This is a genomic window from Cellulomonas sp. (assembly GCF_017744555.1).
Taxonomy (GTDB): domain Bacteria; phylum Actinomycetota; class Actinomycetes; order Actinomycetales; family Cellulomonadaceae; genus Cellulomonas.
In genome coordinates, this window is the sequence record NZ_JAGIBD010000013.1 from 24980 (window position 1) to 49384 (window position 24405).

At 73.5% G+C, this 24405-nt stretch carries 25 protein-coding genes; 15 read left to right on the forward strand and 10 right to left on the reverse strand.

Translation table 11 applies throughout. From position 1 onward, the window contains the following. Nucleotides 1-24 precede the first annotated feature (24 nt). Both J7523_RS10435 and J7523_RS10440 read right to left on the reverse strand, forming a co-directional pair. Nucleotides 25-1065: a PHP domain-containing protein gene (locus J7523_RS10435; RefSeq protein ID WP_291885893.1), complete on the reverse strand. Its 1041-nt coding sequence runs from the start codon at nucleotides 1063-1065 to the stop codon at nucleotides 25-27. Next, nucleotides 1062-2024 (reverse strand): Ku protein, encoded by a 963-nt coding sequence (locus tag J7523_RS10440; protein ID WP_291885897.1) that lies wholly within the window; start codon nucleotides 2022-2024, stop codon nucleotides 1062-1064. The genes J7523_RS10435 and J7523_RS10440 overlap by 4 nt, the downstream gene beginning before the upstream one ends. 99 nt (nucleotides 2025-2123) lie before the next feature. Here J7523_RS10440 and ligD (J7523_RS10445) point away from each other — a divergent pair, with 99 nt between their 5' ends. The 4 genes from ligD (J7523_RS10445) (at nucleotide 2124) to J7523_RS10460 (ending at nucleotide 5794) form a co-directional block, all read left to right on the forward strand. Then, nucleotides 2124-3044: a non-homologous end-joining DNA ligase gene (gene ligD / locus J7523_RS10445; RefSeq protein WP_363266852.1), complete on the forward strand. Its 921-nt coding sequence runs from the start codon at nucleotides 2124-2126 to the stop codon at nucleotides 3042-3044. Next, nucleotides 3041-3919 (forward strand): non-homologous end-joining DNA ligase, encoded by an 879-nt coding sequence (gene ligD / locus J7523_RS10450; protein ID WP_291885902.1) that lies wholly within the window; start codon nucleotides 3041-3043, stop codon nucleotides 3917-3919. Before ligD (J7523_RS10445) ends, ligD (J7523_RS10450) begins: the two co-directional genes overlap by 4 nt. Before the next feature lie 148 nt (nucleotides 3920-4067). Then, the gene (locus tag J7523_RS10455) at nucleotides 4068-4634 is read left to right on the forward strand and encodes a DNA starvation/stationary phase protection protein (RefSeq protein WP_291885907.1); all 567 of its coding nucleotides are present in this window, start codon (nucleotides 4068-4070) and stop codon (nucleotides 4632-4634) included. Next, complete coding sequence (locus J7523_RS10460; RefSeq protein WP_291885909.1) at nucleotides 4631-5794, forward strand: phosphatase domain-containing protein; 1164 nt, start codon at nucleotides 4631-4633, stop codon at nucleotides 5792-5794. Before J7523_RS10455 ends, J7523_RS10460 begins: the two co-directional genes overlap by 4 nt. Before the next feature lie 14 nt (nucleotides 5795-5808). Here J7523_RS10460 and J7523_RS10465 read toward each other — a convergent pair whose 3' ends face one another. Then, nucleotides 5809-6015 carry a hypothetical protein gene (locus J7523_RS10465; RefSeq protein WP_291885911.1) on the reverse strand — a complete coding sequence of 69 codons (207 nt, stop codon included), beginning with the start codon at nucleotides 6013-6015 and terminating at the stop codon, nucleotides 5809-5811. A 211-nt stretch (nucleotides 6016-6226) separates the two neighbouring features. On the opposite strand from J7523_RS10465, the gene J7523_RS10470 reads away from it, so the two are divergent. The 3 genes from J7523_RS10470 (at nucleotide 6227) to J7523_RS10480 (ending at nucleotide 10948) form a co-directional block, all read left to right on the forward strand. Next, a complete protein-coding gene (locus tag J7523_RS10470; protein ID WP_291885914.1) occupies nucleotides 6227-9040 on the forward strand; it encodes a cellulose binding domain-containing protein in 2814 nt (937 codons plus the stop codon). 121 nt (nucleotides 9041-9161) lie between these two features. Then, nucleotides 9162-10640, forward strand: a complete 1479-nt coding sequence (mqo, locus tag J7523_RS10475; protein ID WP_291885918.1) for a malate dehydrogenase (quinone) — start codon at nucleotides 9162-9164, stop codon at nucleotides 10638-10640. Nucleotides 10641-10642: 2 nt separating this feature from the next. Then, the gene (locus J7523_RS10480) at nucleotides 10643-10948 is read left to right on the forward strand and encodes a hypothetical protein (protein ID WP_291886204.1); all 306 of its coding nucleotides are present in this window, start codon (nucleotides 10643-10645) and stop codon (nucleotides 10946-10948) included. A gap of 75 nt (nucleotides 10949-11023) precedes the next feature. On the opposite strand, the gene J7523_RS10485 is transcribed toward J7523_RS10480, so the two are convergent. Genes J7523_RS10485 through J7523_RS10495 form a run of 3 tightly spaced genes read right to left on the reverse strand, consistent with a single transcriptional unit; the run spans nucleotide 11024 to nucleotide 12460 of the window. Beyond that, nucleotides 11024-11383 (reverse strand): DUF2277 domain-containing protein, encoded by a 360-nt coding sequence (locus J7523_RS10485; RefSeq protein ID WP_291885919.1) that lies wholly within the window; start codon nucleotides 11381-11383, stop codon nucleotides 11024-11026. A 10-nt stretch (nucleotides 11384-11393) separates the two neighbouring features. Beyond that, nucleotides 11394-11978: a methylated-DNA--[protein]-cysteine S-methyltransferase gene (locus tag J7523_RS10490; RefSeq protein ID WP_363266815.1), complete on the reverse strand. Its 585-nt coding sequence runs from the start codon at nucleotides 11976-11978 to the stop codon at nucleotides 11394-11396. Further along, on the reverse strand, nucleotides 11975-12460 hold the full coding sequence (locus tag J7523_RS10495; protein WP_291885922.1) for an RNA polymerase sigma factor: 486 nt from the start codon (nucleotides 12458-12460) through the stop codon (nucleotides 11975-11977). The genes J7523_RS10490 and J7523_RS10495 overlap by 4 nt, the downstream gene beginning before the upstream one ends. Nucleotides 12461-12553: 93 nt before the next feature. Between J7523_RS10495 and J7523_RS10500 the strand changes: the two genes are divergently transcribed. The 6 genes from J7523_RS10500 (at nucleotide 12554) to J7523_RS10525 (ending at nucleotide 19756) form a co-directional block, all read left to right on the forward strand. Then, the gene (locus tag J7523_RS10500) at nucleotides 12554-13516 is read left to right on the forward strand and encodes a pirin family protein (protein WP_291885925.1); all 963 of its coding nucleotides are present in this window, start codon (nucleotides 12554-12556) and stop codon (nucleotides 13514-13516) included. Then, nucleotides 13513-15192 carry an FAD-dependent oxidoreductase gene (locus J7523_RS10505; protein ID WP_291885927.1) on the forward strand — a complete coding sequence of 560 codons (1680 nt, stop codon included), beginning with the start codon at nucleotides 13513-13515 and terminating at the stop codon, nucleotides 15190-15192. Before J7523_RS10500 ends, J7523_RS10505 begins: the two co-directional genes overlap by 4 nt. Beyond that, nucleotides 15189-16628 (forward strand): ATP-binding protein, encoded by a 1440-nt coding sequence (locus J7523_RS10510; RefSeq protein ID WP_291885930.1) that lies wholly within the window; start codon nucleotides 15189-15191, stop codon nucleotides 16626-16628. The genes J7523_RS10505 and J7523_RS10510 overlap by 4 nt, the downstream gene beginning before the upstream one ends. Next, nucleotides 16625-16969 (forward strand): UBP-type zinc finger domain-containing protein, encoded by a 345-nt coding sequence (locus J7523_RS10515; protein ID WP_291885932.1) that lies wholly within the window; start codon nucleotides 16625-16627, stop codon nucleotides 16967-16969. The genes J7523_RS10510 and J7523_RS10515 overlap by 4 nt, the downstream gene beginning before the upstream one ends. Before the next feature lie 135 nt (nucleotides 16970-17104). Beyond that, a complete protein-coding gene (locus tag J7523_RS10520; RefSeq protein WP_291885935.1) occupies nucleotides 17105-17989 on the forward strand; it encodes a universal stress protein in 885 nt (294 codons plus the stop codon). Nucleotides 17990-18079: 90 nt separating this feature from the next. Beyond that, nucleotides 18080-19756 carry a hypothetical protein gene (locus tag J7523_RS10525; RefSeq protein WP_291885938.1) on the forward strand — a complete coding sequence of 559 codons (1677 nt, stop codon included), beginning with the start codon at nucleotides 18080-18082 and terminating at the stop codon, nucleotides 19754-19756. Nucleotides 19757-19758: 2 nt separating this feature from the next. On the opposite strand, the gene J7523_RS10530 is transcribed toward J7523_RS10525, so the two are convergent. Both J7523_RS10530 and J7523_RS10535 read right to left on the reverse strand, forming a co-directional pair. Next, nucleotides 19759-20496: a zf-HC2 domain-containing protein gene (locus J7523_RS10530; RefSeq protein ID WP_291885940.1), complete on the reverse strand. Its 738-nt coding sequence runs from the start codon at nucleotides 20494-20496 to the stop codon at nucleotides 19759-19761. Next, the gene (locus J7523_RS10535; protein ID WP_291885943.1) at nucleotides 20493-20999 is read right to left on the reverse strand and encodes a sigma-70 family RNA polymerase sigma factor; all 507 of its coding nucleotides are present in this window, start codon (nucleotides 20997-20999) and stop codon (nucleotides 20493-20495) included. The genes J7523_RS10530 and J7523_RS10535 overlap by 4 nt, the downstream gene beginning before the upstream one ends. Nucleotides 21000-21169: 170 nt before the next feature. On the opposite strand from J7523_RS10535, the gene J7523_RS10540 reads away from it, so the two are divergent. After that, nucleotides 21170-21715 carry a hypothetical protein gene (locus J7523_RS10540; protein ID WP_291885946.1) on the forward strand — a complete coding sequence of 182 codons (546 nt, stop codon included), beginning with the start codon at nucleotides 21170-21172 and terminating at the stop codon, nucleotides 21713-21715. Between the two features lie 4 nt (nucleotides 21716-21719). Here J7523_RS10540 and J7523_RS10545 read toward each other — a convergent pair whose 3' ends face one another. Next, on the reverse strand, nucleotides 21720-22100 hold the full coding sequence (locus tag J7523_RS10545; RefSeq protein ID WP_291885949.1) for a VOC family protein: 381 nt from the start codon (nucleotides 22098-22100) through the stop codon (nucleotides 21720-21722). 188 nt (nucleotides 22101-22288) lie between these two features. On the opposite strand from J7523_RS10545, the gene J7523_RS10550 reads away from it, so the two are divergent. Continuing rightward, nucleotides 22289-22831: a hypothetical protein gene (locus J7523_RS10550; RefSeq protein ID WP_291885952.1), complete on the forward strand. Its 543-nt coding sequence runs from the start codon at nucleotides 22289-22291 to the stop codon at nucleotides 22829-22831. Here the strand turns inward: J7523_RS10550 and pabB are convergent. Beyond that, nucleotides 22796-24316 carry an aminodeoxychorismate synthase component I gene (gene pabB / locus J7523_RS10555; protein ID WP_291885954.1) on the reverse strand — a complete coding sequence of 507 codons (1521 nt, stop codon included), beginning with the start codon at nucleotides 24314-24316 and terminating at the stop codon, nucleotides 22796-22798. The two genes, J7523_RS10550 and pabB, sit on opposite strands and share 36 nt — an antisense overlap. Nucleotides 24317-24405: the final 89 nt, after the last annotated feature.

Here is a 24405-nt window from a genome sequence, read left to right on the forward strand (position 1 = left end):
CGACGTGCACGACGACACGCGGGATCACGCGCGAGTGCGGGCCAGGAGCTCGTCGGCGGGCCACGCCGTGAGCACGCGCGACGCGTCGATCCCGTGCTGGACGGCCCGCGCGCACCCGGCGTCGAGCCAGTCGAGCTGACCGGGCGCGTGCGAGTCGGTGTCGATCGTGAAGTCGCAGCCGACGTCGACGGCGACCTGCAGGAGGTCGTGCGGCGGGTCGAGCCGGTCGGGGCGGCAGTTGATCTCGACGGCCGTCCTGTGCTCGGCGCACGCCTCGAACACGGCCCGTGCGTCGAACTCGCTCTGCGGCCGCTGGCGCCCGAGCAGCCGACGGCCGGTGCAGTGCCCGAGCACGTCGGTGCGCGGGTTGCTCACCGCTGCGATCATGCGGCGGGTCATGGCCGCACGGTCCATCCGCAGCTGGGAGTGGACGGACGCGACGACGACGTCGAGCTCGTCGAGCAGGTCGGGGTCCTGGTCCAGGTCGCCGTCGTCGAGGATGTCGACCTCGATGCCCGTCAGCACCCGGAACGGTGCGACGGCGCGGTTGAGGGCGCGCACCTGGTCCAGCTGGGCGCGGAGCCGGGCGGCCGAGAGGCCGTTCGCGACGGTCAGTCGCGGCGAGTGGTCCGTGACCGCGAGGTACTCGTGGCCGAGCTCGAGGGCCGCGAGCACCATCTCCTGCATCGGCGACGACCCGTCGGACGCCTCGGTGTGCGAGTGGAGGTCGCCGCGCAGGGCCCGGCGGAGCGCGGCGGCGGCCGGGTCGGCTTCGGTCGCCGCCGTCTGCGCGAGCTCGGACTCCAGCTGCTCCAGGTACGGCGACGTCCCGCCGCGCAGCGTGACCGCCACGACCTCGGCCGTCCGGGCTCCCACTCCGGGCAGGTCCGTCAGCGCGCCGGCCCTCTCGAGGACGTCGAGCCGCGCGGGATCCTGCTTCTCGATCGTGCGTGCCGCGTTCCGGAACGCAGCGCTGCGGTACGGGCTGGCCTGCGCGCGCTCGAGGAGGAACGCCACCCGGCGCAGCGCGGCGACCGCGTCGTCGCGCCGGTCGGACGCCGTCACGAGGCCTTGCGGCGGGTCTTGCGCGGCTTGGTCTCACCCGTGTCGTCGGCCGGCTTCTCGTCGGCGTCCTTCGCCGTCGACCGGCGCGCCTTCTTCTTCGGCGGTGCCTTCTCGTCGTCGTCGTCCTTCGCCGCCGCCTTCTCGGGTGCCTTCTCCTCCGCCGGCCGTGAGCCCCGGGCCTTCTCGACGCTGCGCTGCAGCGCGGCGAGCAGGTCGACGACCTCGCCGCCGCCTGTGCCCTCCGTCTCCTCGCCCGCCGGGACGGGCACGGGCCGGGTGCTGCCGGACGACACCTTGGCCTCGATCATCTGCTCGAGCGCCGCGGCGTAGCGGTCCTCGTACTGGCTCGGGTCGAAGTCCGCGGCGAGGGACTCGACGAGGGACGACGCCATCGCGAGCTCCTGGGGCCGCACGGTGACGTCGGCGTCGAGGATCGGGAAGTCGGCCTCGCGCACCTCGTCCGGCCACAGCAGCGTCTGCAGGCAGATGACGTTGTCGCGGACCCGCAGCACCGCCATGGTCTCGCGCTGCCGCAGCGCGACCTTCACCACCGCCATGCGGTCCGCCTGCTCCAGCGCACCCCGCAGCAGCGCGTACGGCTTGGCCGCGGTCTTGTCGGGCTCCAGGTAGTACGTCTTGGCGAGCAGGATCGGGTCGACCTGCTCGGCGGGCACGAACTCCAGGACCTCGATCTCCCGCTCCGTCGCGAGCGGCAGCTGCCGGAAGTCGTCGTCGGTCAGCACGACGAGCTCGCCGTCCTCTGTCTCGTAGCCCTTCGCGATCTCCGAGTACTCGACCGTCTCGCCGTCGATGCTGCACACCTTGCGGTAGCGGATGCGCCCGCCGTCCTCCTTGTGCACCTGGTGCAGCGTCACCTCGTGCTCACCGGTCGCCGCGTACAGCCGCACGGGCACGTTGACCAGGCCGAACGCGACCGCACCCTTCCAGATCGCTCGCATGGGTCGTCGCCTCCGGGGATGAGGGGCCGGCGCGGCCGGGGCAGGCCACCGGCCCGTGACGTGCACGGGTCCTGTCGGCAGGATGGACCCGTGGAGCCCATGCTCGCCACCCCTGCGCCGCAGGTCGGCGCCCTGCCGAGGGGCCCCGCGTGGGCGTTCGAGGTCAAGTGGGACGGCGTGCGGGCGCTCGCGGACACCACCGGCGAGCGCGTGCGGTTGTGGAGCCGGAACGCGCGCGAGGTCACGCCGGCCTACCCGGAGCTCGCCGCGCTCGCGGACGTCCCGCCTGCGGTCCTCGACGGCGAGATCGTGCTGCTCGCCGACGGCGTGCCCTCGTTCGCGGCGCTCGCCGAGCGGATGCACGTGCGCGACGCCCGCCGGGCCGCAGCGCTCGCGCGCCGTCAGCCGGTGACGTACCTCGTGTTCGACGTGCTGCGGCTCGGCGGCGTGGACCTCACGGTTCGCACGTACGACGAGCGTCGCGACGTGCTCGCCGGGCTCGCGCTGCCCGACCGTGTGCAGCTCTCCCCCGTCTACCCCGACGGCGACGACCTGTGGCAGGTGACCCGCGCGCACGGGCTCGAGGGGGTCGTCGCGAAGCGTCGCAGCTCGACATACCAACCCGGACGGCGGTCCGCCGACTGGGTGAAGTCCGCGCACGTGCGCACCCGGACGGCCGTGGTCGGCGGCTGGCGCGAGGAGAGCACAGGGACGGGCCGCATGGGTGCCCTCATGCTCGGCGCGTACGACGGTCGCGGTGCGCTGCGGTTCCTCGGCCGCGCGGGCAGCGGGCTGACCGGCCCGCTCGCGCAGGACCTCGGGCGCCGCGTGGCGGCCAGGGCCACCAGCCCGTTCGACGACGAGGTGCCCGCCCTCGACGCGCGCGGCGCCCGCTGGTGCGATCCCCTGGTCGTCGTGGACACCCGCTACCTCAACCGCACCCCCGACGGCCGTCTGCGACAGCCCGTGATCCGCGGCATCCGCACCGACGCCGTCGCGGACCCCTGGGAGCAGCCGTGAGCCCCGAGCGTCAGATGGTCGACGTCGAGGGCCGCCAGGTCCGGGTGAGCCACCTCGAGAAGGTCATGTACCCGTCGACCGGGACCACCAAGGCCGAGGTGATGAGCTATCTCCTGCGCGTCGCCCCGGCGCTGCTCGCGCAGCTCAAGGACCGGCCGGTCACCCGCATCCGCTGGCCCGACGGCGTGGCGGGCGAGAAGTTCTTCGAGAAGAACGTGCCACGCGGCGCACCGGACTGGGTGCGCCGGCAGACCGTGCGGGCGGCCCCAGGGGCCGATGACGAGGGCGCCGAGCTCGTGCTGCCGTTCGTCGACGACCTCGCGGGGCTCGTCTGGTGCGCGAACCAGGGATCGCTCGAGCTGCACACCCCGCAGTGGTCCGTCGGCCCGCGCGGGGGCGTGCGGCGCCCCGACCGGCTCGTCATCGACCTCGACCCCGGTGCGCCCGCCGGGCTCGACGAGTGCGCGGAGGTCGCCCACCTCGTGGCCGACCGGCTCAAGGACGACGGCCTGCCGGAGTCGGTGCCGGTCACGTCGGGCAGCAAGGGCATGCAGCTGTACGCGAAGCTCCCGGGCACACGCTCCGTGATGGAGGTGCGGCAGTACGCCCGCGACCTCGCGTACGCCGTCGCGGCCGCGCACCCGCGGCTCGTCGTCGCCGTCATGAAGAAGGACGTGCGCGGCGGGAAGGTGCTCATCGACTGGTCGCAGAACCACCCCGCGAAGACGACGATCACGCCGTACTCGCTGCGCGGCCGCGACCTGCCGCGGGTCGCAGCGCCCCGGTGGTGGGACGAGGTCGGCCCGGGGTTGCAGCAGCTCGGGCCCGACGAGGTCGCGGACCGGCTGGAGGCCGACGGCGATCCCTTCGCGTGAGCCTCCCGGTCCGCCGGCGCACATCCGGGTGGGTGGCCCGCGCGTGCGTCTGACGTCGGACGCTCGGATGGCGAGGGCTCGCGACCTGGGGCAGCGTTGACGCCGCCGGGGATCGGACCCCCGGGAGCCGAGGAGAAGGAGCGCCCTGATGGCACAGAAGCTGCCCAAGTACACCGTCCCGTCCCTGACGAAGCAGCAGGGGGCCGAGGTGGCCGCCATCCTCCAGCAGCGTCTCGACGCGCTCAACGACCTGGCCCTCACGCTCAAGCACATCCACTGGAACGTCGTCGGTCCGCACTTCATCGCGGTGCACGAGATGCTCGACCCTCAGGTGGACGCGGTGCGGCTCATGGTCGACGCGATCGCCGAGCGCATCGCGACGCTCGGCGTGGCCCCCGTCGGCACCCCGGGCGCGCTCGTGAAGAACCGCACGTGGGACGACTACGCGATCGGCCGCGACGGCGCCATCGCCCACCTCGGTGCTCTCGACGAGGTGTACGTGGGCGTGATCAGCGACCACCGGCAGGCGGCGAAGGACGTCGAGGAGACCGACGACGTCACCAACGACCTGCTGATCGGGCACCTGCACGAGCTCGAGCTGTTCCACTGGTTCGTGCGGGCGCACCTCGAGTCCTCCGGCGGCGCCCTGAGCACGGCGACCGCGGAGGGCGAGGTCGCCTCGGCCCGGAAGGCGGGCCAGAAGGAGAGCGCGTGACCGCTGCGCGACCGGTGAAGGCCGTCCGGGCCGGTGCGTCGACCGTGCTGCGCGCTGCGCGGGTCGGCGCCCGGCCCGCGGGCTCCGCGCGGCCGCCCGTGCACCGTGCGGCCCGTTTCGAGGACGCGTTCGACCGCCGGGTCGCGGCGGTGCTCCGGCGGCGGGGCTGGACGGTCCGCATCGAGCCGTACGCCGGGTACGGCGGCCCCGGGTGGGTGCGGGTCATGGCCCGGACCCTGCTGGCTGCGCCCGTGGTGCGGGATGCCGACCTGCCGGGCGCCGGTGCCGCCGCGCAGGCCGGGACACGCCAGGCGAAGAGCCTGCGCGGGTGGCGCAGCTTCGCGACCGCGCAGGTCGCCGGGGCGCAGCTCGAGGTGACGGTCGGCGACCGGACGCACCACGTCGTGACCGACCGGGGCGGGTACGTCGACGCGCTGCTGGAAGCCGACCTCGCACCGGGGTGGCACGACGTCGTGCTGCGGACGCAGGACGGCGACCGGGCGGTCGCGCCGGTGCACGTCGTCGACCCCGGCGTCCGGTACGGGATCGTGAGCGACATCGACGACACGGTGCTCGTGACCCGCCTGCCGCGCCCGTTCGTGGCCGCGTGGAACGTGCTGGTGCGCCACGAGAACGCGCGCGAGCCCGTGCCCGGGATGGCCGAGCTGTACCACCGGTTGCTCGCCGCCGACCCGCGCGCGCCTGTCGTGTACCTGTCCACCGGTGCGTGGAATGCGGCGCCGACGCTCGGGCGGTTCCTGCGACGGCACGGGTACCCGGCGGGCCCAATGCTGCTCACCGACTGGGGTCCGACAAACACCGGGTGGTTCCGCAGCGGACCCGAGCACAAGCGGGCGCAGCTGCGACGGCTCGTGCACGAGCTCCCGGACGTGCGGTGGATCCTGGTCGGCGACGACGGGCAGCGCGACCCCGAGATCTACGCGGAGGCCGCGCGGCTGTTCCCCGAGCACCTGAGGGCGGTCGTCGTCCGGCAGCTCACGTTCGGCGAGCACGTCCTCGCGCGCGGGCTGCCGGTCCAGGGACCGGCGGGTGCGCGCGCCGAGCGGGCCGCCGAGCGCGAGGGCGTGCCCGTGGTGCTGGGGCCCGACGGGTCGTCCATCCTGCGGCAGATGGCGGCGCGAGGCCTGCTGGAGCCGTGACGCCGGCCGGGCCCTCAGAGGCGCTGCGGGTCGTCCCAGTCCTCGAGGCTCGCGATCGCCTCGTCGTCCGCCTCGAGCTCGACCGCGTACAGCGAGCGCGGCGCGCGCCGAGGGTCACCACCCGAGCGGGCGTCGGCAGCGGCCAGCTGGGCCTCCGGCAGGACCGGGTCGGCGAGGTGCTCGGCGGCGGGGTCGGACGTCAGGTCGCGGTCGCGGCTCATACGGTCGGTTCTACCCCGCCGAGCGGCCGTCCGCATGTGCCGTCCGCGGGGTGTTCATAAACCTTTCGCCCACTGCCCCGGGTTCGAAGCGCTTCGATACGGTCCCCGCGACCGACGCCGGGCCGGCTGCGTACTCGCACCGCGCGACGGTCGCCCCCGCCCCCGCGGACGTCGTCGGGGCGTCCTGTCCCGCCACGAAGGAGTGCAGCGGATGCGTGTCCCCGTCCATCCACCCCGGGAGGCCGAGGCGTCGACGCGCCGCGCCGCCCGCGCCACCCGGGCTTCCCGCGCCACCGGCGTCGCCGGGCTCGCCGCGGTCGTCGCCGCCGGCCTCGTCCCTGCGGTGCTCGCCGGCGCGTCGCCCGCCACGGCCGCCGCCCCCGCGTACAGCTGGGGCAACGTCGAGATCGTCGGCGGCGGGTTCGTCCCCGGCATCGTCTACAACCAGTCGGAGAAGGGGCTGGTCTACGCCCGCACCGACATCGGCGGCGCCTACCGGCTCGACCAGACGACGAAGCGCTGGGTGCCCCTGCTCGACAGCGTCGGCTGGGACGACTGGGGTCACAACGGCGCGCTCAGCCTCGCGACCGACCCGATCGACCCCGACAACGTGTACGTCGCCGCCGGGATGTACACGAACAGCTGGGACCCGAACAACGGCGCGATCCTGCGGTCGTCGGACCGTGGCGCGACGTGGAAGAAGACCGCACTGCCGTTCAAGGTCGGCGGCAACATGCCCGGCCGCGGCATGGGCGAGCGCCTGCAGATCGACCCCAACGACAACCGTGTCCTGTACTTCGGCACCGAGGGCGGCAACGGCCTGTGGCGGAGCACCGACTCGGGCGTCACGTGGGCCAAGGTCAGCTCGTTCCCGAACGCCGGGAACTACGTCGCCGACCCCAGCGACCCGAACGGCTACCTCACGAGCAACCAGGGCGTCGTGTGGGTCACGTTCGACCCGACGAGCGGGACGAAGGGGTCGCCGACCAAGACGATCTACGTCGGCGTCGCCGACAAGGCGAACAGCGTCTACCGGTCCACCGACGCGGGCGCCACGTGGTCGCGCGTCGCGGGCCAGCCGACCGGCTTCATCCCGCACAAGGGCGTGTTCGACGCCAAAGGCAAGCAGCTGTACATCGCGACGAGCGACACCGGCGGCCCGTACGACGGCGGCCACGGCGACCTCTGGCGGCTCGACCAGGCGACCGGCACGTGGACGAACATCTCGCCGCTGCCGTCGACCAGCAGCGACCAGTACTACGGCTACAGCGGCCTGACCATCGACCGCCAGCACCCCGACACGATCATGGCCGTCACGCAGATCTCCTGGTGGCCGGACATCATCGTCTACCGGTCCACCGACCGCGGAGCCACGTGGTCGCGCATCTGGGACTTCAACGGGTACCCGAGCCGCACCGACCGGTACACGCAGGACATCTCCGGTGCGCCGTGGCTCGACTTCGGCAAGCAGGCCGTCGCACCCGAGACGAGCCCCAAGCTCGGCTGGATGACGGAGTCGTTCGAGATCGACCCGTTCGACTCGAACAGCTTCCTGTACGGCACGGGCGCGACCATCTACGGCGGGTCCAACCTCACGGCCTGGGACACCGGCGGCAAGGTGGCCATCGGCGTCAAGGCGCAGGGCCTCGAGGAGACGGCCGTGCTCGACCTCGCCGCTCCCCCGGGCTCGACCGAGCTGCTGTCGGCGCTCGGCGACATCGCCGGGTTCGTGCACACCGACATCACGAAGGTGCCGTCGAAGTCGATCGGCAACGTGCCTGTGCACTCCTCCGAGCTCGGCATCGACTTCGCCGAGAAGGCGCCCGCGACGATGGTCCGGGTCGGGAACGCCGACGCCGGCGTGTCCCGGATCGGCGTCTCCACCTCGGGCGGCAGCTCGTGGTGGGCCGGTCAGGAGCCGCCGGGCGTGACGGGAGCCGGCACGGTCGCGATGGCCGCCGACGGCAGCCGGATCGTGTGGAGCCCGACCGGCGCCGGCGTCTACGTCTCGACGACGTTCGGGTCCAGCTGGACGAAGGCGACCGGAGTCCCCGTCGGGGCGCGCGTGGAGTCGGACCGCGTCAACCCGCTGAAGTTCTACGCGTGGTCGGGCGGCACGTTCTACTCCTCGACCGACGGCGGCGCGACGTTCACCGCCTCCGCGGCGACCGGCCTGCCCACGGGGGCCGCCCGGTTCGGGGCGGTGTTCGGCCGCGAGGGCGACATCTGGCTCGCCGGCGGCGAGCCGAACGCGGCGTACGGGCTGTGGCACTCGACGAACGGTGGTGCGTCGTTCACGAAGATCACCGGCGTCGCCGAGGCGGACACGATCGGCTTCGGCAAGGCCGCACCGGGCACGTCGTACCCCGCGCTGTACTCGTCGGCCAAGGTCGGCGGCGTGCGCGGCATCTACCGGTCGATCGACGCGGGCGCCTCGTGGGTCCGGATCAACGACGACCGGCACCAGTGGGGCCGCACGAACGAGACCATCGCCGGTGACCCCGACGTGTACGGCCGCGTGTACGTCGGCACCAACGGACGGGGGGTGATCGTCGGCAACCTCACCGGGACGGACCCGACGACGACGCCCACACCGACCGTGACGCCCACGCCCACGCCGACGCCCACGCCGACGGTGACTCCGACGCCGACGGTCACGCCGACGCCGACGGTCACTCCGACGCCCAGCCCGACGACCACGGTCAACCCGACGGGCTGCAAGGTCAGCTACACGACGTCGGACTGGCCGACCGGCTTCACGGCGTCCGTCAGGATCACCAACGCCGGGACGGCCGCGGTCAACGGCTGGAAGCTGACGTTCGACCTCACCGCGGGCCAGCAGGTGACGAACGGCTGGTCGGGCGTGTTCAGCCAGTCGGGGCGGACCGTCACGGTGACGAACGCAGCGTGGAACGGGACGATCGCCGGCGGCGGCAGCGTCGAGCTCGGGTTCAACGGCTCGCACACGGGTCAGAACCCGAAGGCGACGTCCTTCACTCTCAACGGCCAGGTGTGCGGCTCGTAGCGCGCTCACCGGCGACTGCGGGGCGGGGTGCCACGGGCGCCCGCCCCGCAGTCATGGGACGTAACCAAGATCACATCTCCCTCGTCGTGGAGATTCTCGACGTCAACATACGATCGAGATCGTGACGGCAGCACGCAGAGACCAGGTCGACGTCGTCCTCGTCGGGGGCGGGATCATGAGCGCCACGCTCGCGGCGCTCCTCACGACGCTCGAGCCGACGTGGACCATCGAGATCCACGAGCGCCGCGGCGCCCCCGCCCAGGAGAGCTCGAACCCCTGGAACAACGCGGGCACGGGCCACGCCGCCCTGTGCGAGCTGAACTACACGCCCGAGCGCGCCGACGGCACGATCGACATCACCAAGGCCGTCACGATCAACGAGCAGTTCGAGCTGTCCCGCGAGCTCTGGCACCACCTCGCGACGCACGACCGGCTCCCCGGCGGCACCGGCTTCCTGTCGACGACCCCGCACATGACGTTCGTCCGCGGCGAGTCCAACGTCGACTACCTGCGCCGCCGCTGGGAGACCCTGCGCCGGCACCCGCTGTTCTCGGACCTGGAGTTCAGCGCCGACCCCGCGCAGATAGCCGACTGGGCTCCCCTGCTCGTCGACGACCGCGACCCGTCCGAGGCGGTCGCCGCGACGCGCGCCCCCTCCGGCACGGACGTCGACTTCGGCGCGCTGACCCGCTCGATGCTCGAGGACGCGGTGTCGCGCGGCGCCCGTCTCGTCACCGAGAGCGAGGTCACGCGCCTGCGACGCCGGGGCGACGGCTCGTGGCGCCTCAAGGTCAAGGACCGCCGCTGGAACGGCCACCGCCGAGCGCGCACGGTCGACGCGAAGTTCGTCTTCATCGGTGCCGGAGGCGGCGCCCTCCAGCTCCTGCAGCGCTCGGGCATCCCTGAGGCCAAGGGCTTCGGCGGCTTCCCCATCAGCGGGCAGTTCCTGCGCACCACGAACCCCGAGATCGTGAAGCAGCACCAGGCGAAGGTGTACGGCAAGGCCGACATCGGCGCGCCGCCCATGTCCGTGCCGCACCTCGACACGCGCGTGGTCGACGGCCAGACCGCCCTGATGTTCGGCCCGTACGCCGGCTGGAGCATGAAGTTCCTCAAGCACGGCTCCTGGCTCGACCTCGTGCGCTCGATCCGGCCCGGCAACGTGGTGCCGATGCTCGCCGTGGGCCTGAAGAACCTCGACCTGCTGAAGTACCTGATCGGCGAGGTCACCGCGTCGGACACCGACCGGCTGCGCACGCTGCGTGCGTTCATGCCGACGGCGCACCCCCGCGACTGGGAGCTCATCACCGCTGGTCAGCGCGTGCAGGTCATCAAGAAGCACCCGACCAAGGGCGGCGTGCTCGAGTTCGGCACCGAGCTCGTCACGGGCGCCGACGGCACGATCGCGGGCCTGCTCGGCGCGTCGCCGGGCGCCTCGACGGCCGTCGCGACCATGCTCGACCTGCTCGAGCGCTGCTTCCCGGAGCGTCAGGACGCGTGGCGTCCGCAGCTGCACGCGATGATGCCCAGCCTCGGCGGAGAGTGGGACGATTCCTTCGACCAGCTCGTCGACGACGAGGCCGTGCGCAGCGAGAGGTGACCATGACGCCGACGGGCGAGGAGATCACGGCGTCCGTCCCGGTCAGCGCGCCCATGCGGGCCGCCAAGGTCCGTGCCGCGACCGAGCACACCACCGTCGGCCAGGTCACCACGACGCCCGACGGGCGCGTCACCATCACGTGCGCGTGCGGCATGACCCTGACGAACGGGCCCACCTGGTCGCTCGACGAGCACATCCGGCTGCACCGGGCCGAGGCGCGGTTCCTCGCGCTGGCGGCCGTGGCGCCCGCGGGCATCCCCCGGCTCGTCGCGTGGCCGCTGGCGCAGGACGTGAGCTCCCCCGCCTGACGGCCGGACGGGTCCGACCGGGTCCGTAGCGGAGAGCCGGGTCGTGCCGCCCCGTCGGTCCGTGGCGCTGCGGTGTCAGTGCGCGGCTGCGGCGTGCCGGTCGTCGTCCTCGTCGTGCGAGTGCGCGATCCCGAGCTCGTGCATCCGCTCGTGCTCCTCGCGGGCGGCCATCCGCGCGGCGATCCTGGCCTGCACCTCGGGGCGGCGCAGCGGCGGCAGCGACGCGGGCGGTTGCCGGCGCTCCGGGAGCTCGGCGAGCAGCCGTGCGGTGATCGCGGCGACCTCCGCGACGGCGGCCTCGAACGGGTCGCGCGTCGCGGCGCTGAGCGTCTGGACGCCCGTCACCTTGCGCACGTACTGGCGCGACGCGGCCTCGATCTCCTCGGACGTCGCGGGCGGCTCGAGCCCGCGCAGGTTCGTGATGTTCCGGCACATGGCCTCGACGCTACGCCGCCGCGCCGACAGCCGTCTCGAGGGCGAGCAGGGTCAGCTTGGCGTCGTCACCGCCCGCGTAGCGGCCGGGCGACCCGTCGGACCGCACGACGCGGTGGCACGGCAGCACGAGCGGCAGCGGGTTGAGCGCGCACGCCGTGCCGACCGCCCGGACCGCCCGCGGGCTGCCCGACGACGCGGCGACCTCGGCGTAGCTGGCGGTCGCTCCGTACGGGATCTCCGGCAGGTGCGACACGACCGTGCGGCGGAAGCCGCGCAGCAGCCGCAGGTCGAGCGGCACGTCGAACGTGCGTCGCCGGCCCGCGAAGTACTCGTCGAGCTCGCGCACCACGTCGTCGAACGGTGCCGCCGCCTGCAGGACCCGCGGGCTGACCGCGTCGGCCAGGGACTGCAGCACGGCGTCGTGGTCCTGCACCGCGAACGCGACGCGGACCAGGCCCGCGGGCGTACGGGCGAGGAGCAGCGGGCCGACCGGGCTGTCGACCGTGCGGTAGGCCACGTCGAGCGTGCCGTCCGCGAGCGCCGCGGCGGCCAGGCGGGTGCGGAGGCGGGTGAGGTCGTCGTCGGTGGTGGTCACGGTGCGGCTCCTTCCGGGGTCAGGGGGCCGGCGTAGGTGCGGCGGAGGCTGGCGACGCCGTCGGCGGCGGCGCGGCGGGCGGCGGCGGGGGTGCCGCCGAGGACGGTGGCGACCTCGTCGTAGGGCAGGCCGGCGAGGTGGTGGTAGGCGACGGCGTGGCGTTGCTTGGTGGGCAGGGCGGCGAGGGCGGCCCAGAGGTCGAGGTCGCGGCCGGCGGGGGGTGCTGTGTGCTCGGGGAGGTCGGCGACGGGGACGGCGTGGCGGGCGGCGCGGCGGACGACGTCGACGGCCTTGCGGTGGGCGATGGTGACGAGCCAGGCCTGGACGTTGGCGTCGGCGGGGAGGTCGGGGTAGGCGCGCAGTGCGGCGAGGAAGGTCTCGGACCAGGCGTCGTCGGCGTCGACGGGGCCGACGACGGCGCGGCAGACGCGCAGGACGGTGGCGCCGTGGGTGGCCACGACGCGGTCGAACGGTTCCTTCACGCTCACAGTGTGCAGACGCGCGAGGGGGTCCGGGTGTGAGGTCGGTGGCGTGGTCGTCTCCCGCGGGGGTGCTGCGGGAGGCAGAGTGTGGGCATGACGAACCTCGACACGCGTCCCGACGAGGAGGTCTGCGGTGCGGTGGTGCCGCGTGGCCCGGTCGTGGAGCGGTACGACGCCCGTGAGGTGCCGCTGGGTGGGATCCGGGCGATGCAGGTGCGGCGGACGTTGCCGCAGCGGGGTCTGCCGTTCGTGGGGGCGTGGTGCTTCCTGGACGAGTTCGGGCCGCAGCACGTGGACATGCGGGTGCTCCCCCACCCGCACACGGGGTTGCAGACGGTGACGTGGCCGGTGGCGGGCGAGATCCGGCACCGGGACAGCGTGGGGTCGGACGTGGTGGTGCGGCCGGGGCAGCTGAACCTCATGACGGCGGGCCGGGGGGTGTCGCACTCGGAGTTCTCGCTCGGCGACGGGTCGTTCATGCACGGTGCGCAGCTGTGGGTGGCCCTTCCGGACGGGGTCGCGGACGGGCCGGCGTCGTTCCAGCAGGTCTCGGACCTGCCGGTGTGGGAGGCGCCGCGGGTGCGGGCGACGGTGATGGTGGGCGACGTGGACGGTGCGGTGTCGGCGGCGCGGGTGCACACGCCGTTGTTCGGTGCCGACGTCGTGGTCGAGCCGGGCGGTGCGGTGGAGGTGCCCGTGCGGCCGGGGTTCGAGCACGCGGTGCTCGTGCTGTCCGGTTCGGTGGAGGTCATGGGGACACCGCACGGGCCCGGCGGGTTGCTGTACCTGGGCGACGGGCGGGAGTCGGTGATGCTGCGGACGGACGGGGGCGCGCGGCTGCTGCTGCTGGGGGGCGAGCCGTTCGCGCACGACCTGGTGATGTGGTGGAACTTCGCGGGGCGGTCGCACGCGGAGATCGCGCAGGCGCGGGCGGCTTGGGAATCCCCGGACCGGGCGGACCGTTTCGGAGTCGTGGCCGGTCATGGTGGTGAGCGCATCCCTGCTCCCGAGCTGCCGAACGTGCGTCTGCAGCCGCGTCGTCGGGGGGCCGTGTGATCGCCGGCCAGGCGGCCGTGCAGCGTCCGGCGCTGCTCACGGTGGACGACGACCCGGCGGTGTCGCGGTCGGTCGCGCGGGACCTGCGGCGGCGCTACGGCGAGGACTACCGGGTGGTGCGTGCGGAGTCCGGCGAGGCGGGCATGGAGGTGCTGCGCGAGCTCAAGCTGCGCGGTGAGCAGGCCGCGGTGCTCGTCGCGGACCACCGCATGCCTGGGATGAGCGGGATCGAGTTCCTCGAGCACGCCATGGACCTGTACCCGCAGGCGCGCCGCGTGCTGCTCACGGCGTACGCGGACACGGACGTCGCGATCGACGCGGTCAACGTCGTCGACCTCGACCACTACCTGCTCAAGCCGTGGGACCCGCCCGAGGAGAAGCTGTACCCGGTGCTGGACGCGCAGCTCGAGGCGTGGGTGGCGTCGGCGCCGCGACCGGTCGCCGAGACGAAGGTCGTGGGGCACCGGTGGTCGGCGCGGTCGTCGGAGCTGCGGGAGTTCCTGGCGCGCAACCAGGTGCCGTACCGGTGGTTCACGGCGGACGGGCCGGAGGGGCGGCGGCTGCTGGAGGCGGCGGGGCTCGACGAGCGCGCGGTGCCGGTGGTGGTCACGACGGACGGCGAGGTGCTGGCGGCACCGTCGGACGCGGAGGTCGCGGCCCGGGTCGGGCTGTCGGTGGAGCCCGCCGCCGCATTCTACGACCTGGTCGTGGTGGGCGGTGGTCCGGCGGGGTTGAGCGCGGCGCTGTACGGCGCGTCGGAGGGGCTGCGCACGGCGCTGGTCGAGCGGACCGCGACGGGTGGTCAGGCCGGGCAGAGCTCGCGGATCGAGAACTACCTGGGCTTCCCGGACGGGGTGTCGGGGTCGCAGCTGACCGAGCGGGCGCGGCGTCAGGCGTTGAAGTTCGGTGCCGAGATCGTGATGACGCGCGACGCGGTGGGGCTGGAGGTCGCCGGGTCGGCGCGGTCGGTGCGGTTCGCGGACGGCAGCACCGTCGGCGCGCACACGGTCATCCTCGCGTCGGGTGTGTCGTACCGGGAGCTGGACGGGCCCGGGTTCGCGGCGCTGACCGGCAGCGGCGTCTACTACGGCTCGGCGCTCACCGAGGCGCCCGCGTGCCGGGACCACGACGTGTACGTGGTGGGTGGCGCGAACTCCGCGGGGCAGGCCGCGATGTTCCTGTCGCGCACGGCCCGGTCCGTGACGCTCGTGGTGCGCGGCGAGTCGCTCGCGGCGTCGATGTCGCACTACCTGATCGAGCAGGTCACCACGAACCCGCGCATCCGGGTGCTCACGCGCACGGAGGTCGTCGAGGCCGTCGGCGACGGGCACCTCGAGCAGATCGTGCTGCAGGACCGCGACACGGGCGACAAGCGAACGGTCGACACCGGGTGGCTGTTCGTGTTCATCGGCGCGGCACCGCACACGGCGTGGCTCGACGGCACGCTCGCGCGCGACGAGCACGGGTTCGTGCGCGCCGGGCACGACCTGCTCGTCGACGGGCACGTCCCCGCGTCCTGGCCGCTCGACCGGCCGCCCTACCACCTCGAGACGAGCGTCCCGGGGGTGTTCGCGGCCGGCGACGTGCGCGCCGAGTCCGCCAAGCGCGTCGCGTCCGCCGTGGGCGAGGGCGCGATGGCCGTCATGCTCGTGCACCGTTACCTGGAGCAGCTGTGACCACCTTCCTGCCGTGCGACATCGACGAGCTGCGCACCCTGTTCCTGTTCGAGAAGCTCTCCGACGACCAGCTCACGTGGTTGTGCGAGCACGGCCACATCGAGCTCGTCACCCCCGGGATGCTGTACCGCGAGGGCGACGAGGCGACGTCGTTCTACGTGCTCATGGACGGCGGCGTCGCGCTGTACCGGCGCGTCGGCGAGGACGACGTCGAGGTCAGCCGCACCACACAGCGCGGCGTGTACGCGGGCGCGTGGGCGTCCTACCTCGGCGAGCGCGCGCAGACGTACACCCAGTCGCTGCGGGTGCTGGAGCCGTCGCGGTTCTACGTGCTCGCCGCCGGCGACTTCGCGGCCCTCATGAACGACTGGTTCCCGATGGCGGTCCACCTGCTCGAAGGGCTGTTCTTCGGGCAGAGCAAGGCGCAGCAGGCGATCGGGCAGCGCGAACGGCTGCTCGCCCTCGGTTCGCTGTCGGCGGGGCTCACGCACGAGCTCAACAACCCTGCCGCGGCCGCGAGCCGCGCGACCGCGACCCTGCGGCAGCGCGTCGCCGGGATGCGGCACAAGCTCGCGCTCGTCGCCGCCGGACCGTACGACCGGGCCACCCTCGCCACGCTCATCGCGCTGCAGGAGAAGGCCGTCGACACCCTCGCCGCCGGACGCGGCGACGCGGCCCTGAGCCCGTTGGAGATCTCCGACCGCGAGGACGAGCTCACCGACTGGATGGACGACCACGACCTCACCAACGGGTGGGAGATCGCCCCGGTCTTCGTCGCCGCCGGGCTCGGCACCGAGTGGCTCGAGAACGTCGCCCAGCTCGTCGGGCCCGACGTGCTCGAGGGAGCCGTCCGCTGGCTCGCCTACACGCTCGAGACCGAGCAGCTCATGAACGAGGTCGAGGACGCCACCAGCCGGATCTCCGCGCTCGTCGGGGCCGCCAAGCAGTACTCGCAGATCGGCCGCGCACCCGATCAGATCGCCGACATCCACGAGCTGCTCGACTCGACGCTCACGATGCTCGAGCAGCGCCTCGGCCCCGACATCACGGTCGTCCGGCACTACGACCCCGCCCTGCCGAAGATCCCCGTGTACGCCGCCGAGCTCAACCAGGTCTGGACCAACCTCGTCGACAACGCCGCCCAGGCCATGGACGGCCACGGCACCCTCACCGTGACGACCCGCACCGTCGACGAGTGGGTCGAGGTCGAGATCGCCGACACCGGCTCGGGGATCCCGCCGGAGGTGATCGGGAGGGTCTTCGAACCGTTCTTCACGACCAAGCCCGTCGGCTCCGGCACCGGTCTCGGCCTCGACATCTCGTGGCGCATCGTCGTCGGCAAGCACCACGGCGACCTGTCCGTGACGTCGGTGCCGGGCGACACCCGGTTCCGCGTCCGTCTCCCCCGCACCCTGTCGGAAGGTCCCACCGCATGAGCGCCACGATCGACCCCGCCGTCCCGCCGAGCGGCACCGGCTGCGCCGAGTGCGAGCGCGCCGGCGGCTGGTGGGTGCACCTGAGGCGCTGCGCGGCGTGCGGGCACGTGGGGTGCTGCGACACCTCCCCCGCTCAGCACGCGACCGCGCACTGGCGCGAGACCGGGCATCCCCTCATCCGGACGTTCGAGCCCGGCGAGGACTGGTGGTGGGACTACGCCGCCGACGAGTACGCCGACGGACCAGCGCTCGCGGACCCCCAGCACCGTCCGGTCGAGCAGGGCTCCCCGGCTCCGCGTGAGCGCGTGCCGGACGACTGGCGGTCCCTGATCCACCGCTGACCCGGCGGCCCTCGCCGGGTCGGGACCGGTTGCCTCGCGGAACTCACCCGCCGCTCAGGACCTAGGCCCCACGTGTCGGCTATCCGACACGTGTTGGCTTGGGTCACCCGAACGGCGTAAGGCGAGGAGGCCGACATGCACACGGACGGACCGGTGGTGGTCGCGGTCGACGGCTCGGAGCACAGCCGTCAGACGATCGAGTGGGGCGTGGACGTGGCCCGGGCCCACGGTGCCGCGCTCGTGCTGGCGCACGCGTACCGCGACCCTCGTGAGGCCACCCGCTGGGGCTGGTACCCCGTGGTGCTCGACGCCGAGCTCCTCGAGGTCGAGGCGGTCACGGCCGTGCGCGAGCTGCGCGACAAGGTGCGGGCCAACCACCCCGACGTGGTGGTCGAGGCGCGGGTGCTGCACGGTCCGGCCGTCCCGACCTTGCGGGACCTCACCGACGAGGCGCGCGTCCTCGTGGTCGGCGCCCGCGGTGAGCACGGACGCTCGGGCATCGGACCGGTCGGCGACCACCTGGTGACGCACGCCCGGTGCCCGGTGCTCGTGGCGCGGACCCCGACGCCCGGCGACGGCGCGCTGCCCGTCGCCGTGGGCGTCGACGGCTCAGCCGCCTCCGTCGACGCGGCCCACCTCGCCGCTCGCGAGGCGCGCCACCGGGGCGCCGTGCTGCGGATCGTGCACGCACGCTCCCCGCAGGGGCCGTTCCGCGCGGGCGGTCGGCCGGCGACCGACCTGCGCGACCGGGAGGACCCGGCCCAGGCCGCCGCGTGGCGGCTAGCGGAGGAGGTCGTCGCGTCCCACCCCGGCGTGAAGGTCGAGCTCGTGCTCTGCGAGGACGACCCGGTGCCGACCCTGCTCGCCGAGTCGCGCACCGCGCAGGTCGTGGTCGTCGGGTCGCGGGGCCTGGGGGTGTTCCGCGGCATGCTCCTCGGGTCGGTGAGCCGGGAGGTCGCCGCCGACGCGTCGTGCAGCGTGCTGGTGCTGCGGGACGGGACGGAGCGCGGCGCCGCCTGACACGTATCCGGACGCTCGTCCGGGGCTCCTTGCTGGTAGCGCGTCGCCCGACGCGCTACCAGCGTGCGTCTGCTCAGCGAGGAGCCCGCGATGCCTTACGACCACGACGGCAAGCTTCCTGTCATCTACGTCCGCGGGTACGCCGGCGGCGGGTCCGGGATCAACACGGCCGTCAACGACCCGTTCTACGGCTTCAACGAGGGCGCGGTGCAGGTGCGCGTCGACGGCGAGAACCGCCCGCGGTTCCACCAGTTCGAGAGCCCGCTGCTGCGCCTCATGACGGACCACGGCTACGCGCTGCTCGTCAAGGGCAACCAGGAGCTCTACCTCGAGGCGCAGGCGGACGGGAGCGTGCCGGCCGCGAGCATCTGGGTGCACCGGTTCTACGACGAGTACGCGTCCCGCATGACGAAGGACCCGAACGCGTTCAGCATCGAGGACGCCGCCGACGACCTGCTCACGCTCGTGCGGCTGGTGCTCGCCAAGACGGGCGCGCCGCGGGTGTTCCTCGTCGCGCACTCGATGGGCGGCCTGGTGGTCCGCTCCATGCTGCAGCGCTCGGCACCCGACGACCAGTACCTGGGGCACGCACCGGACGCCGCGACCGGGCTCGTGGACCGCGTCTTCACGTACGCGACGCCGCACGGCGGGATCGAGTTCGCGCACGGCTTCGGCCTGCTCGAGAAGCTGCGCGACCTGACCGGGATCAACGGCGCCGACATCTTCGGACCGGAGCGGATGCAGGAGTACCTCACGCCGAGGACACCCGAGGCGATCTCCGCGGCGGCGATGGCGGAGGCTGCCGCCGTGGCCGCGCTCGCGGCGCAGGGCATCGAGGACGACACCCCCGAGGGCTCCGGATTCGACGCCACGCGGATGCCGCGCACCAGCTTCCCGGTCGACCGGATGTTCTGCCTCGTCGGGACGAACGCCGACGACTACGCCGTCGGTCTGGGCATCCCCAAGCGGCTCGTCGGCGAGCGCAGCGACGGGCTCGTCCAGATCGACAACGCCGCCGTGAAGGGTGCTCCGCGCGCCTTCGTCCACCGGAGCCACTCGGGGCCGTTCGGCATCGTCAACTCCGAGGAGGGCTATCAGAACCTGCAGCGGTTCCTGTTCGGCGACCTCGAGGTCGTCGCGAACCTCACCGACGTGCGCCTGCCCGGGACGCGGCACGACGACATCACCTGGCAGCTCGAGGTCACGATGTCGATCCGCACGCTGCCCGTGGTCCTGCACGAGCAGTCGACGGCCCACCTGTGCCCGGTGCAGATCGAGTGGCGCAACGGCGAGGACACGCTCGCCCGGCCCGTGCCCCTCGTGCGCACGTTCCTGTCGTCCGCCGCCGCACGGCCGACCGACGCGGACGGCAACAAGGTGCCGACGCTGCGGCACGTCCTCGGGCTGCGGCTGGTGTCGCTACGCGACCGCAACGGGCTGCTGTCGTTCTTCGACCACGTCGAGAACGCGCCCGAGTGGGCCGACGCACTCGTGGTCGACATCGGCGAGGTCGACGGGAAGCGGTCGACGTGGGCGAGGTGGAACTCCGACATCGGCACGCCGATCCGTGACTACGAGCCGACGCCCGGCCTGGACCCGGTCGTGAAGGACCTCGCACCGGACGACCCGCGCTACTGGAAGGGCCGCGTACCGCTGCCGGCGATCACGCACCAGCTGCTCGGTCCGGACGCCGCCGTGACGCTCGAGGTGTTCCCGCGCAGCGTGCTGCCGAGCGCACAGGCACCGGGTCCGGTGGCCGTCGGCTGACCTCAGGTCGTCGCGCTCGCCACCGGGGCGTCCGCGCCGCTGACGCGGATCTGCACCTCGGCGATGTCCGCCTTCGCGATGCTGGACGACGCACCGAGCCCGCGCGCCTGGGTGCTGTGCGCGACCCACGTGGCGACGACGGTGCTCGTCCCGTCCTCGTCGACCAGCACGAGCTCGTAGACGGGTCCGTCGCCGCCGACGTCGTCGCCGTACCCGCGGCCCGAGGCGCCGGCCGGGTACGTGCACGACCAGTCGATGCGCGTGCCCCAGCCCTTCGCCTCGAGCGTGAGGTCGGCCGTCACGTCGGCCGTCCCGACGGGCTCGAGGTCCAGGCGGGTCACCCCGGCGGCGACCGCCGGCTCGGGCCGCGACACGGCGCGGTCGACGAGCGCACCCGCGGTGCCTCCGGCCACGACGAGCGCGGCGGCCGCCCCGACGAGCACCACCCGGCGCCGACGCCGGCGGGCGTGCACCGCGTGCGCGACCGAGCGCAGCTCGACGACGGCCGCGTCGTCCTCGGCCGGTGCGACGTCGGGCACCTCGTCCGCGGGCACCGTGCGCAGCAGCGCGGGGATCCCCGCGAGCTCGCCGACCGCCGTCCGGCACGCGTCGCACGTCCCCAGGTGCTCCTCGAACGCGCGCCGGTCGGAGGCGCTCAGGGCACCCAGCACGTACGCGGCGTCCCAGTCGCGGTACGGGTCGTCGGTGCGCCCGCCCGGCACCGGCTCGCGGCCGCTCATGACGTCACTCCCCTCTCCTGCAGCGCGAGCCGCATGGCCCGCAGCGCGTAGTGCAGCCGCGACTTCACGGTGCCCTCGGGGATCCCGTGCTCGCGAGCCAGCTCGGCGACGGACCGTCCCCGGTAGTACGCCCCGACGACGACGCCGCGGTGCTCCGCCGACAGCCCCGCGAGCGCGTCCGCGACGAGCCACGAGTCCAGCACCGCCTGCGTCCGGTCGGGCTCGGCGACCTCGGGCGCGAGCTGGGTGCTGCGCTCGCGGACGTGCCGGGCGCTGCGGCGGTCGTCGACCACGAGGTTGCGCGCCACCGTGAACAGCCACGCACGCGTGGCGCCCTGCTCGCGCTCGAGCACCTCGGGGTGCCGCCAGGCGCGCACCATCGCCTCCTGCACGACGTCCTCGGCCAGCGCGTGGTCGCCGGTCAGGCGCACCACGTAGTGGTGCAGGGGGCGCGCGTAGGCGTCGTGCAGCGCGCGCATCAGCGCGTCGGGTTCGTCGCCCACGTGTGTGCCCGCCTCCTTCGTCGTCCACTCCGCTCAACGGGTCGCGCGCCCGTTCGGTTCAATCCGCCCGGCGAGTGAACCCGCACGGCGCGCGGGCCGTGGTCCTCATGACCGCACACGGCACGGGCAGGCCCGCACGGCGCCGCCCGGCTTCCCCAGGAGGACCTCTCATGCGACGCACACACATGGTCTCGGTCGCCGCCGTCGTCTCCGCGCTCGGCGCGCTGGCGCTCGTCGGCTGCTCCAACGGCTCCGGCTCCGGCGACGGGTACGGGTCCGGGTCGGGCTCGTCGGACAAGGCCGTCACCCAGAGCCCCTCGATGCAGGAGACGACGAGCCCGCAGGCGGGCGGGGCGTCGGGCGCGGACCTCGGCACGGCCCCGACGTCGCTCGGCACCGTCGTCGTCGACGGCAAGGGCATGACTGCCTACTACTTCCTCAACGACACCAAGGGGTCGGGCACGAGCGCGTGCACGGGCGGCTGCGCGACGGCGTGGCCGGCCATCACCACGGAGTCCGACACCCCGAGCGTCGACGGCGTGACGGCCGAGGTCGGGACGATCCCCACGGCCGACGGGCGCAAGCAGATCACCCTCGACGGCCGCCCGATCTACACCTACGCGCAGGACACGGCGCCCGGTGACGTGAACGGCCAGGGCGTCAACGACGTCTGGTACGTGATTGCGCCCGACGGCTCGGAGATCGACAACTCCTGACGGGTCACTGCCCCGTCTCGACGTTGAGCACGTTCCCGTCCGGGTCGGCGAACCAGGCCGCCTTGGTGCCCTCGTACTCGAGGACGCCGTCGTTCCAGGTGCCGACCGGGACGTCGAACGTCTGCAGCTCGATGCCCTTGTCGCGCAGGGCGGCGATCTCCGCGTCGAACGCGTCCGCGGCGACCTGGAAGGAGATGCCGGTGGCCTGGTTGGTCCCGGCGTACGACGACGGGTAGACGAGGAACGCACCGGAGGCGGCGCGATACATGACGCCCTCCGTGCCCTCCCCCGTGCTCGTGAACCCGAGCGTCCCCTCGTAGAAGCCTCGCGCCCGGTCGAGGTCGGCGACCGCGAGGACGGGGATGGCGGGGTGGTCGGAGAGCATCGTGGCCTCCAGCGCGGGCCAGACGACCCTCGGCTGGCCGGCGCATCGACGCTAGGACCGACCTGGACACGTGGTCAACGGCGGTGCACGGGCGTGCGCAGGTTCACCCGGCCGGGCACGTGTGCGCGGACTAACGTGGACAACCCGGACATCGGGCCCGAGGGTCGAGAGACCGTGCGAGGTGCGCGATGAGGCGTTCGTCGTTCTGGACCGTCGTGATCATGGGCTTGGCCCTGCTGCTCGTCCCGGCCGCGCCCGCGTCGGCCGCTCCGTACTGCGGCCTCGTGTGGGGGTCGCTCGACAAGACTGCGCCCGGACTGTCCGGCGCCCCGGTGACGAACGTCCGGACCGGCCAGCACACGTGCTACGACCGGCTGGTGATCGACCTCGCCGGGCCGGCGGGCGGGTACACCGTCCGGTACGTGCCGGAGGTCCTCATGGACGCCTCGGGCGCCGTGGTGCCGACCCGCGGTGGCGCGTCGATCCAGGTGACGGTCAACGACCCCGCCTACGACCTCGCGGGAAACCCGACGTACGTGCCGGCCAACCCGTCGGAGCTGACGAACGTCGCCGGCTACCGCACGTTCCGCCAGGTGGTGTGGGCCGGGACGTTCGAGGGCTACACGAGCGTCGGCATCGGCGTGCGGGCACGGCTGCCGTTCCGGGTGTTCGAGCTCGCCGGACCGGGTGCGGGCTCACGGCTCGTCGTGGACGTCGCGCACCTCTGGTGACGGCAGCAGGTCGCCGACCAGCGCGGCCGCCATGGCGCGTGCCTTGACCAGCGTCTCCGCGTACTCGGCGGCCGGGTCGGACATCGCTGTGATCGCACCGCCAACACCCATCGTCGTGCCGCTCGGGCTCGACACGATCGTCCGGATCACGATGCTCAGGTCGGCCGCGCCGTCGAGCGAGAACCAGCCGAGCGCCCCGGAGTAGACGCCGCGCGGCCCGCCCTCGAGGTCCTCGAGGATCTCGAGGGTGCGTCGCTTCGGGGCTCCCGTCATGGACCCGCCGGGGAACGCCGCCCGCACGCAGTCCACCGCGCCGCGGTCGGGGCGCAGCCGCCCGCGCACGCTGCTGACCAGCTGGTGCACCAGCGGGTACGTCTCGACGGTGAAGAGCTCGTCGACGTGCACCGACCCCGTCTCGCAGACCCGGCTCAGGTCGTTGCGCATGAGGTCGACGATCATGAGGTTCTCGGCGCGGTCCTTCTCGCTGGCGAGCAGGTCGGCGCGCAGCGCGTCGTCCTCGGCGGGCGTGCGGCCCCGGGGCCGGGTGCCCTTGATGGGCCGCGTCTCGACCTCGCCCGCGCGCGAGATCGCGAGGAACCGCTCGGGCGACGCGCTCAGCACCGTCGTGCCGTCGCCGCACTCCAGGTACGCGCCGTACGGGACGGGGCTGATGCGACGCAGCCGCTGGTACGTGGCCCAGGGGTCGGCGAGCGGACCGGTGCGCAACGTGTTGGTCAGGCAGATCTCGTACGACTCGCCGCGCCGGATGTGCTCCAGGCAGCGCTCGACGAGGGCCAGGTACTCGCGTCGGGGGTGCCGGAACTCGAGGACCTGCTCGATCGAGTCGAGCGGCAACGCCGGCGCGGGCACGGCCGCCCCGACGCGGGAGCCGGCGTGCGGGAGTGCGGTGAGCCAGGCCGTCGTCTGCGCGAGCCACACGCGCGACGCCGCCGTCAGCGTCTCGTCGTCGCCGACGAGCGCCACCGCGTGGACCTGTCCCGTCCGTGCGTCGAACACGAGCGCGCGCTCCGCCAGCACGAAGAACGCGTCGTCGTGCTCCGACCGGACGCGCACGGGCATGCCGCACGAGTCGCCGCGCAGCTCGTACCCGAGGTAGCCGACGTACCCGAGCGCGAACGGCGACGGCAGGTCCGCGTCGGGCTCGACGGCGAACCGGGCCACCGCGTCGGACAGGAACTCGAACACGTCACCTGGGACGTGCGAGGTGCGGCCGTCGGTGCCCGTGACGGTCACCGCACCGTCGCCGAGCCGGTAGCGCACGGTGTGGGACACGACACCGTCCCGCGCGCCGACCACCGAGTACCGGCCGCCGTCCGACGCTCCGCTGTCCAGCCAGAACGCACCGTCCCGCCCCGCGTACCGCTGAGCGAACACGTCCGCCGGGTCCGCGGCGCTGGTCACGGTCGACCACTCCACGCGGTACCGGGGCCCCGGCGTCGGTGTCGTCCGGGTCAGCCTGTCCACGGGCCAGAGTGTCACACGCCCAGGACCTGCGGCGTCGCCGCCGGTCGCGGCGGGCCCACGGATCGCCCGCCGCACGGCTCGATTCCGGG